This window comes from Gluconobacter sp. P5E10, assembly GCF_018812145.1.
Classification (GTDB): Bacteria; Pseudomonadota; Alphaproteobacteria; order Acetobacterales; family Acetobacteraceae; genus Gluconobacter; species Gluconobacter cerinus.
In genome coordinates this window covers 42587-53216 of the sequence record NZ_JACRVZ010000013.1, presented here as the reverse complement: position 1 = coordinate 53216, position 10630 = coordinate 42587, and the positions used below count along the sequence as shown (strand labels likewise).

General features: G+C 51.3%; 8 protein-coding genes and 1 pseudogene. All 9 read left to right on the top strand.

Annotation, left to right across the window (positions count from 1 at the left end; all coding sequences use genetic code 11):
* On the top strand, nucleotides 1–715 hold a 715-nt coding region (locus tag KP707_RS16100; RefSeq protein WP_215769438.1), incomplete at its 5' end, for a transposase.
* Nucleotides 716–793: 78 nt separating this feature from the next.
* A pseudogene (locus tag KP707_RS16095) lies at nucleotides 794–922 on the top strand (IS5/IS1182 family transposase); the annotation flags it as partial.
* A 582-nt stretch (nucleotides 923–1504) separates the two neighbouring features.
* Nucleotides 1505–2254, top strand: coding sequence for a nucleotidyltransferase domain-containing protein (locus KP707_RS16090; RefSeq protein ID WP_211510645.1), 750 nt, complete (start codon nucleotides 1505–1507; stop codon nucleotides 2252–2254).
* A gap of 543 nt (nucleotides 2255–2797) precedes the next feature.
* Entirely contained in the window at nucleotides 2798–3991 is a 1194-nt protein-coding gene (locus KP707_RS16085) for an acyl-CoA dehydrogenase family protein (protein ID WP_211510644.1), read from the top strand.
* A 37-nt stretch (nucleotides 3992–4028) separates the two neighbouring features.
* A complete protein-coding gene (locus tag KP707_RS16080) occupies nucleotides 4029–5273 on the top strand; it encodes an SfnB family sulfur acquisition oxidoreductase (protein WP_211510643.1) in 1245 nt (414 codons plus the stop codon).
* An 8-nt stretch (nucleotides 5274–5281) separates the two neighbouring features.
* A complete protein-coding gene (locus tag KP707_RS16075) occupies nucleotides 5282–6382 on the top strand; it encodes an ABC transporter substrate-binding protein (RefSeq protein ID WP_252348923.1) in 1101 nt (366 codons plus the stop codon).
* Nucleotides 6383–6557: 175 nt separating this feature from the next.
* Nucleotides 6558–7373 (top strand): ABC transporter permease, encoded by an 816-nt coding sequence (locus KP707_RS16070; RefSeq protein WP_249195478.1) that lies wholly within the window; start codon nucleotides 6558–6560, stop codon nucleotides 7371–7373.
* Complete coding sequence (locus KP707_RS16065; RefSeq protein WP_211510640.1) at nucleotides 7367–8170, top strand: ABC transporter ATP-binding protein; 804 nt, start codon at nucleotides 7367–7369, stop codon at nucleotides 8168–8170. Before KP707_RS16070 ends, KP707_RS16065 begins: the two co-directional genes overlap by 7 nt.
* Nucleotides 8171–8263: 93 nt before the next feature.
* Nucleotides 8264–10594, top strand: coding sequence for a TonB-dependent receptor (locus KP707_RS16060; protein ID WP_252348922.1), 2331 nt, complete (start codon nucleotides 8264–8266; stop codon nucleotides 10592–10594).
* Nucleotides 10595–10630: the final 36 nt, after the last annotated feature.

Genomic DNA, 10630 nt, shown 5'->3' with positions numbered 1-10630 from the left:
GTTCAACCGCTTTGATGCGACCCTGCGTAACGCCGGGTATTTGCCGATGTCAGGCCAGATCCTGGATGCCACGCTGGTAGCGGCTCCGAAGCAGCGGAACACCAATGCAGAGAAAGCGGATCTGCGAGCAGGCCGTATTCCTGAAGACTGGCAGGACAAACCCGCAAAGCTGTCGCACAAGGATCGTCATGCGCGCTGGACACTGAAGTTCACGAAGGCGAAGCGGCAGGATGATGGAACCATGCCCTCCAGCGATCTCGCCATCCCGTTCTTTGGCTATAAATCGCATGTTTCCATCGATCGGAAATACCGGTTCATCCGGAAATGGAAAACAACGCATGCCGCCGCCAGTGATGGCGCGCGATTGAGAGAGGGGCTGCTGGATAAAACCAATACGGCCTCAACGGTCTGGGCTGACACGGCCTATCGCTCAAAAGCGAATGAGGACTTCATGGAGGAGCAGGGCTTTGTCTCGAAGGTTCACAGGAAAAAGCCGCATCTCAAGCCTATGCCCAGGCATATCCAGAAATCCAACGCCGGAAAGTCCGTTATCCGGTCGCGTGTCGAGCATGTCTTTGCCGATCAGAAGTCACAGACGGGGCTGTTTGTCCGGACTGTCGGTATCAGTCGAGCCACCATGAGGATCGGGCTCGCCAATATCGTCTACAATATGCGCCGCCTCCTCTTCCTCGAAAGATTGAACGCGAGCGCATAGCCATCCAGCGAGAGACAACTCCCAATCTGCTCAAAACGCAGACTGGACGCCATCGCAAAAACCGTCAATCAAATCGCCAAAACCCAGAAAGGGCTGTTTGTCCGGACTGTCGGTATCAGTCGAGCCACCATGAGGATCGGGCTCGCCAATATCGTCTACAATATGCGCCGCCTCCTCTTCCTCGAAAGATTGAACGCGAGCGCATAGCCATCCAGCGAGAGACAACTCCCAATCTGCTCAAAACGCAGACTGGACGCCATCGCAAAAACCGTCAATCAAATCGCCAAAACCCAGAAATTACCGGCCAAGCACATCAATCAAGGGTTCTTCGATCCCTCCACCTGCGACGCAGCGCAGCAGGGTTGATTTGCCGCCTCCGTTACTGGCTCCGCTGATCAGAACAGAGCGAAAGGTTGAGATTTTGAAACAGCGTGCGCGGAGACGCGACACCGAGGTCGCGCAAGGTAACGAGTGTCATGATGAACAAGCCTGTTGAGGCACTGACCCCACAAAGGGTCAGCGGATGCATCAAGGGCAGTCCGGCACGAAGCAATCAGCGTCAGGCGGGGCCGCCCTGCGAATAATTATCGCAGGGCAGAAACAGGGCCACGGCGGTGGAGGTAATGGCGAAATGCAGTCATGTGTCCTCCCTCCCTAAGCTAATCCGTAGCGTTCTCTACCTGTTTAGTCGAATACGCGTTCGACGACAATCGTCTGACCGGTGTCGTCTACAGAACAGTCATTTATTTTCTATTGCTTACCTACTGAACCTCGTCGAAGATCTTCCGCATGGCAGACTGTTACTCTTCTAGTCCGGCTGAAGCCCTCGCGACAGCAACAAGCGTGTTCCAGGCACGCTATGAGGCGGCGTCCTTCGCTTATGTCGCGGGCTCGATCATGCGCGGTGAAGGTACTTATCTTTCTGATATAGATCTCGTTGTCATCTACGATCATCTCGAAGCCGCATACCGAGAGAGCTTCGTCGTAGGAGACATGCCCATCGAGGCTTTCGTTCATGATCGCGAAACGTTGGCTTGGTTCGTCAAAGACGACATGTCACGAGGTCGCCCCAGTATTCTGAATATGATTGCAGAAGGCCAAATTATCGGTCGAGAGCATGACAAAGCCGTGGCACTGCGCAGAGAGATGTCAGATCTTTTGGCAAAGGGGCCGCCTCCTTTATCGTCCACAGGTTTGAATGCGCTGCGCTATGAATTAACAGATGCAGTCGATGACCTTCGCGGCAATCGAACTTTGCAGGAGGTGATAGCGATCGGTGCCTCGCTCCATCCCAGACTTGTAGAGCTCGCATTGCGCGGTCGGGGACGCTGGAATGGTACGGGAAAATGGGCGCCGCGCATGCTCCGAGAAACAGATGCCGGGCTGGCGGACAGATTCGACAAGGCTTTCCAAACACTATTCACGAATGGCGATGTCCATCCCGTCATTGAGTTGGTCGAGGCGGAACTGGCGCCCCACGGTGGAACACTGTTCGACGGTGACTGCCGCGTTGCGCCCGGCTCCTGGCGCGTGATTTAATGGTAGCTATCGCTCATCTTTTGCCGACAGCGGCACCTAAAGATGGTTGCAGACGTGTATGAATTGAAATGCTTCTTATTCTTATTAAAGAGGCAGAGATGATCGGATGGTCTTTTCCCGGGGGGCGTTTTTATCGGTGGACGAACACCCGCAGCAAACACATCGGAAAAACCTTTGCAGCTCTTTTTTGTACTTCGACACCCGATGTCCGATAATCGGAATTAGGACCGGTTCTTGGCAAAATTCTTCTGTGTGCGTCACCGCTTTGGTCTCGTATGTCTCCCGATGCGAGCTCAAAACGCCCAGGTAATCGGCATAAAACCTTAGCAAGTCCAGTTTGAACACTCCACCTCCAACGCAAAAGAAGAGTTCTTAAGAGATAAAATAGGAATGATTTATTGAGTTTTATATTAACTATTCATAATAGTTGTTTGTATAGTTAAACGTATATATGAGATATATTTATGAAAGAATAATTATTTTTATCATATAAAATACAAACAATAACTACAGATAATAGTACATTGTGCGGCGAGTATTTGTATGCTTTCAATTCCTGTGCCTCGTATTTCAACAACGAAACAAAGCATTAAGGCAAAGGCAGATGTCTTCGCAAAGGCAACGTCATTACGCCATATTTTTGCAAGTCGCGCGGCAGCATGTGATCGAGATGGTAAATTTCCGTTTGAGAATATTTCTGACTTCATCGCTTCAGGCCTGATTACACTTCCCAGCCGAACGATATCGACGGGGTTAGGCGGGTCTCTTTCGGAGGCGCAGACAATTGTTGGAATGCTGGCGCAGGGGGATGCCTCTAGCGCGTTGATTATTCTGAATCATTATATGATACACGCTACGATCGCAGATCGATCAGGATGGCCAGAGCCAATGGCGGCTCGTCTTGAGCAAGAAAATCTCTGTCAGCCAGGCTTGATTAATGCCGCTTTGGCAGAACCAGATTTGGGTTCTGCCTCTTATGGTGGTTTACCCGAAACTGTGGCTGTTGCGACACGTGGGGACGGCTGGCGCATCAGCGGTCGTAAAGCTTATGTCACTGGTATCCCAGCACTGACATGGCTGCTGGTCAGAGCGCGCACTGACGAGACGACGCCACGTGTTGGATTGTTCTTGGTGCCTGCGCAAGCTGAGGGGGTGAGTGTACACCGCAACTGGAATCATAGCGGTATGCGGGGAACCCATAGTCACGAGGTTGAGTTGTGCAACGTCGTCGTACCGACAAATAACGTTATAACCCTTGTTGAAGGCACCGAACCACATCCGGTACTGACGAACATGATGCGGTGGAATACCGGCCTCTTAGGCGCATTATATGATGGGATTGTACGGGCAGGCTTTTATTGGACGTTGAATTTTCTACAAACACGCGTGCCGTCAAATCTTGGTCGACCTTTGGCAACACTCTCTTCGGTACAGGAGGCCATCGGAAACGTCGCTTTGGCGCTGGATGAAAACCAGATGTTACTTGAGCTCTATGCCACTCATATTGCTGCTGGCCAGATAGAGGACGCCGATCGTGAGGCTGCGGTCATCAAAACAAAAGTAATCGATGGCGCGGCGGAGCTAACACTACAATTGCTCTCGCTCGCGGGAAATACAGGGCTGAACATGGGTAATCCACTGGAGCGATGTCATCGGGATGCATTGTGTGGGCGCATTCATGCGCCGCATAGCGCCCTGATTCGCCGTAACGCGGGACAAAAATCCCTAGCGTTCTGATTTCTTCGCATAAGTAATACCACACGGATTACAATTAATGAGCATATCTCTTGTTATAGGCGATGGAGGCATTGTTCCGCCGCCATCTGTCAGACCGGTAGCAAACGTAATCCACGATGATGCCGAGGCGGTTGCAGTCGCTCGGGATATCGCAACTCGCCTTGGGGAGGGGGCCGTGGAGCGCGATCGTAAAGATTTGTTTCCTGCGGCCGAACTAGATATCTATTCCACGTCCGGCCTCTGGGGAATGACCGTTCCGCGCGCTTACGGGGGAGCAGAAGTATCCTACGTGACAGTCGGCAACGTTATCCAGGTAATTTCGGCGGCAGATTCGTCGATAGGACAGTTGACGCAGAACCATCTTGCTACAGTGGCAGTCATCCGTTCTGCCGGCACTGATGAACAAAAGGCAGATCTGTTCGCCGAAATTCTGAGGGGAAAGCGCTTTGGAAACGCGTTCTCCGAAATTGGTACACGAACTGTCTCGGAATTGAAAACTACTTTCGTGAGAGAAGGGCAAGACGTAATCGTTAACGGCGTAAAGCACTACGCGAGCGGGGCTATTGCCGCCGATCTGGTTCAGATCGTAGCGTTGGATGACGAAGGACGAGGCTGGCTTACCATAGCCGATCGTACCGCTCCCGGACTGACTGTCATCAATGACTGGGCAGCTTTCGGCCAGCGTGGCACAGGCAGCGGTAAAGTCTTGATCGAGAATGTACGGATACCCGAGCAAAGAGTTATTGCTGCGTGGAAGGCCTATCTTCCCGAAAAGCCTACGCCAGACAGTGCGATCTCGCAATTTATTCAAGCGGCGATCGACGCAGGGATAGCGGAAGCAGCAATTGCAGCAACTGAGAATTTTGTTCGTACACGCACACGAAGCTGGGTCGACAGCCCTGCCGAAAAGGCGAGTGATGATCCTTATACGATCCATGCTTTCGGTGGCTTGCATGTTCGATTGAGCGCCGCAAAGGCGCTTCTGGACATAGCCGGACGGGCAATTGATGAGGCCATAAATGAAAATAGCGTAGATTCCGTAGCTGCAGCTCAAATAGCTACCGCAAAGGCTAAGATCCTGACGACGGAAATCGCCATCGAAAGTACAAATCGTCTGTTCGAACTGGCTGGAACTGCCTCTACAAATCGCGCCTTGGGCCTCGACCGATTTTGGCGGAATGCACGTGTTCACACACTGCATGATCCGGTCAGGTGGAAATACGCAATTGTTGGCGACTACTACCTGAATGGTCGCCGACCGCCATTACATCCTTGGAGCTAAGGCGCGTCATGTCCAGATCTCCGACCAATCCAGTGTCCAACGATATTCGCGAGCCGATACCGCCCGAACAAAATACACGATGGGGACGCCGAGCTATGGTCCTGGGAGGATTGGCTAGTGTCGTCGGGGGAACGCTCCTGGCAGCCCGGCATTCGGGTGCTCATCCTCTGCCGCGCACCGCGGATGGACTGCGTATCATCAGGTTATCACTCCCGGTCAATGCACCATGCGTTGCCCCGATGATTCTGGCTGAACAAACCGGACTTTATCGCGATCGCGGTTTGAAGGTCGAGTTTACGAACTGGACTGATACGCCGAGCTTGCTGGAGGCGGTCGCGACCGGAAAAGTCGATGCGGGTGCGGGAATGATCATGCAGTTTATGCGGCCGCTGGAGCAGGGGTTTGACCTGAAGCTGGTGGCGGGCACGCACGGAGGCTGCATGCGCATGGTTGGATCGCGTCGCGCCGGGATAACGAAAGACATATCCAGCGTCCGGGGCAAAACTATCGGCATCGCGGATGCCACAGGTTTTGCATATAACACGTTCGCACTGTTGTTAAAAAGCAATGGAATTGATCCCCTACAAGACGTGGTGTGGCAGGTGTATCCGGCGCCGCTCTTGGAGGCTGCGTTAATGAGAGGGGATATTCAAGCTTACGCGGATTCCGATCCTCTTATGTATTCAGCGCAGCGACGTTCAGGTGGTGATTTGGTGGAAATTCTTTCCAACCTGGCTGCGCCTTGGCAGGGACGTGTATGTTGCGTCGTGGCAGCAAGTAATACGGTGTTGCGGCGAGACCGTTCGGCTGTTCTGGCGATGATTGATGCCATGATAGAGGCAGCGGAAATCTGCGTTGCCGATCCTATGGAGGTAGCGAAGGCCTTTGTACAATACGGAGCGATCAAGGCCCCTGTAGAGGATATTGCTGCTGTTTTGCGAATGCAGACGCATCACATGCATCCGGTGGGACACGACTTGGCGGCGGAAGTGGCGTTCTATGCGGCGCAACTCAAAACAATTGGCGTCATGAGTGCTGATCTCGACCCACAGGCATTCGCACAGAACATTGTTGATGATGTGACCAAGGGGGAGCCGATGCATGTTTGATAAAACTCAGTTCCCCGCCGAAAATGTTGCACCGACTGCTGGACATTCTGTCTTTCGTCTGTGGTGGCCAGGAGTCATTAGTGCTGTCACATGGGCAACGGCTTTTTCGGTAACCGCATTATTCCCCAACCACGTACGTACTCCCGCGGCTCAGTCGCTGGAAGCATGTGAAATCATGATTATTATTTTCTCTGGTTTCTCCGTGCTGCTTGGCAACATGAGCAGCTTCTCATCTTTGGCTCATCATGGACGACGGATTGCTGCATTAGGCGGGGCAGTGGCGGTATGGGAAGTTATGACCGCCAAGACAGGGTGGCTACCTCTACCTTTCTTTCCGTCACCTCAGGCAATACTGGATGTCTATAGGGTAGATTCCGAACGTTTGGCACAAAGTGTGGTCCATTCGTTGTTGCTCCTTATTCCTGGGTTTGGATTGGGATCATTAACGGGATTTCTGGTCGGAGTTGCGATGGGATGGTCGCCAGAGGCAAGATACTGGGGGCATCCAATTATTCGTTTGCTTGGACCGTTGCCGTCCATTGCATGGTTACCAATCGCATTATTCATATTTCCGACCATTACGGCCGCAAGCGTTTTTCTGATTGCGTTGGCGACGGCATTTCCGGTTGCAGTGCTGACGGCATCAGGCGTGGCACTTGTTGACTCCCGTTTGTACGATGTAGGACGGACGCTAGGGGCATCGGAAGGCTTCCTCATTCGCACAATTGTAATTCCTGCAGCCTTGCCGAATGTTTTCGTTGGTCTGTTTATGGGGCTCGGTGCTTCATTTATCGTTCTGATTGTAGCGGAGATGTTAGGGGCAAAAGCCGGACTGGGCTGGTACCTGCAATGGGCTCAGGGATGGGCAGCTTATGCTAATCTCTACGCGGCTCTCGCCGTGATGTCGGTCCTGTTTTCGAGCGTAACAATGGTACTATTTGCAATACGCCGCCGTCTGCTGCGCTGGAACCGGGAAACAGTCGAGTGGTAAGGGCGGCGCAACCTAACACCTCGGAAACGAAGGATTTTCCCGGGGCATCAGTTCAGGTGCGATCGGTCTCACACGCCTTTGACAATGATGCGCAGGTATTACCAGTTCTCGGCAATGTGACTTTTGACGTGCCGAGTGGAGAAACATTGGCGCTGCTGGGGCCGAGTGGATGTGGAAAATCGACACTGCTGCGCCTGATTGCCGGACTGGAAATGCCGAAAAGAGGGGAGATTGGCGTAGATTACGTACGCGTTGTCGGACCAGACCCTAGCCGATTGCTGGTGTTCCAGGATCCTTTGCTATTGCCGTGGCGAACGGTGAAGGAAAATGTCGCCTACGGACTTGAAGCACAGGGGATCGGCAAAGAGAAAGAGCGTGTATTGCAGGCTCTGCAAATGGTGGGACTGTCTGATTTCGCGGCAGCATATCCCCATGAGCTTTCTGGTGGCATGGCGCAACGAGTGGCTCTTGCCCGTGTGCTGGTTAATCGTCCTCGCGTGCTGCTGTTGGATGAACCATTCGGAAAACTGGACTCACTAACGCGCATGACCATGCAAGAAGAGTTGCTGATGCTTGCGCGACGCCACACCTTCACAACGGTCCTGGTGACGCACGATGTGGAAGAAGCCTTATTGTTAGCGACCAGAATACTTGTGTTTTCATCACGGCCCGCAGAAATCATTCTTGATCTTGAAAATAATCTATCCTTTCCGCGCTTTCGTGATGACCCAGAATTTATTTCTTTACGGCGACAAAGCCTAGTCGCTCTTGGTCATGGTGAGGAATTTTTTAGGTGAATATTATTAATTTCAGTATGCCGAATTCGGACCGATGTAGAGTGCATCGAATGTAAAAATAATAAAAACACCCACCTAAAGACAGGATAAAACATGCCTTATCAAGATAAAAATAATTCTCTGTTCATTAAGAAATTACTGACGAAGTCACTAACGACTCTCCTTTGGAGTTCAGTATCCTTGGAGAGTATAGACACTGCCCTTGCGCAGTCCATGAGTATGTCAGGTCATCATCATCATCATCATCATGTAACGAACTCCCTCCCTACTAAGACGGGAGTGCAAAAGTCTCTGAAACCAGACTCCTCAGGCAAGGCGCGTGAGGAGGCTAGGACGACAAAAACCGTATCTGCTGAGGATGACGACATGGGCGGCATGTATATGGGAGGAGCAAATGCAAAGGATGTCGAAAACCTGAACGTTACAGCTCGCAGACTGTCTCCAATCCGACGGGCAGGAGCCCGTCTGCTCTCAGTTCCAGGCGGTACCAATATCATTGACTCTGCGATGGTTCTCAAGCAGCGTAATGCAACGTCGGCCGATTTATTGAGTTACCAGCCGGGAGTGTATGCACAGGCTCCAGCTGGCTCGGACGATCTCCGCTTATCCATTCGTGGATCAGGGCTTCAGGTTGGTGCAAACGCGACGCGTGCCGGTGTTATCGTGCTGTTTGACGATTTGCCTGCAACCACGCCTATTGGCTCATTCAATGAACTCATGGAGCCTTTAGGCATTCAGTATACGGAGGTGCTGCGTGGAGGTAACGGGCTTGAGAGTGGCTCACTTCAGCTGGGGGGCCTCATCAACTTTCATAGTTTTACCGGCTATGACGCAAAAACCTATCAGGCACGTGTTGAAGCGGGCAGCTTTGGATACCTGAAAGAGCAGCTTTCTTCCGGGAAAGTAATTGGCAAGTCTGACTATTACGTTAGCGTTACTAACTCATATCGTTCAGGCTACCAGGATCAGACGAAAGCCACCTCGTTCGGTATCAATTTCAACTATGGTTATCGCTTTAATGACTCGGTCGACACACGTTTCTTCTTCCGTTACCGTCAGACGTATGAAGGCAATCCCTATTACCTGACGCGTGCACAGGTCAGAGACAATCCAAAACAGGCACAATATCCTTATAATACTTGGGGAACTTATACGATCGAACCAGGAACAAAGTATTTTGGTAACCGGACAACCATCCGGATCGACGATGCTTCTCGGCTCGTAATTGGAGCTACCTACATTGATGCACCAATGGATCACCAGCTTGGTAATACTGCATCGATTTATAACAATTTTTACCTTAGCGGAAATATAAAATATTCAAGGAATGATAGAGTATTTGGTCATAAATCGGATACAACTGCCGGTATTTACGCGACAGGCGACCTACCTGGTAGCGATTTTATGAATCTTGTTCGTCGCCAAGCTGCCTATCCGAATGTGCCGGTAGGCACACTCCTCACCAAGCAGAAACTTGGTGGTAGTAGCACTGTGTTCCATGTTAGCAACAATACTGAAGTATTTAGAAACTTTTGGCTTACAGCAGGAGGGGGCTTGAGTTACGATCCCCGTTCCGGGTCGGTAGTCTACCCCGTTCGCAACCACTTCAGCACGGCTCCACTGAATTTCGCGCCGCGCGGCGGATTTCGTTATCAATTCACGCCTGATATACGTATTTACGGCAATGTCAGTCGAAGCGTTCAGTCCGCCCAAGACTGGCAGTTTCTATCGGGTAAGCAATACACATCAGGTCTAGCCAAAGGTCAGACTGAGGGATGGCAGAAGCTGGAGCCACAGACTGCAACCACTTTCGAAATTGGCTCGGAAGGGACGTATAAGAGCCAGCGGTGGAGCGTCTCTTACTATCATTCTGCCGTCCATAACGAGCTCCTTTCAGCAGTGACAGCAGATTCACAGCTTTATAACAGCGCGGTCTTTACAAACGCTTCTCGCACCACACATCAAGGCGTCGAAGCAGGGATCAACGGTACGCTGTTTAAGTGGAATGGGAATGCCATCACTTACATGCAAGCCTATACTTGGTCTGATTTTCATTACAACCATGATTCTGTTTTCGGTCACAATCGCCTACCCGGAGTTCCAGAACATTATTATCAGGGCGAACTGCACGCAGACTTTAAGAACGGATTTTATACTACATTTGATGTTGAGGCCGCGTCTTCAATCGTCGCATCTTATGATAACGGGGCAAGGACTGCGCCATATCATATTTATAGCTATACAGTGGGCTATCTGTGGCCAAAGAAAAGCCGCCGCGTTTATCTCCAGTTTCATAACCTTGCTAACAAGCATTACGCAATGGGGGTCGTCCCCGTTTACACATCTACGAATGGAGATGCAGCAGCTGAATTGGTTGGAGATGGGTTTGGTGTATTCGCTGGTATTGATGTTGGACTGAATTAAATCTTAAGAGATAAGAGGAATATTATTAGTATTTTT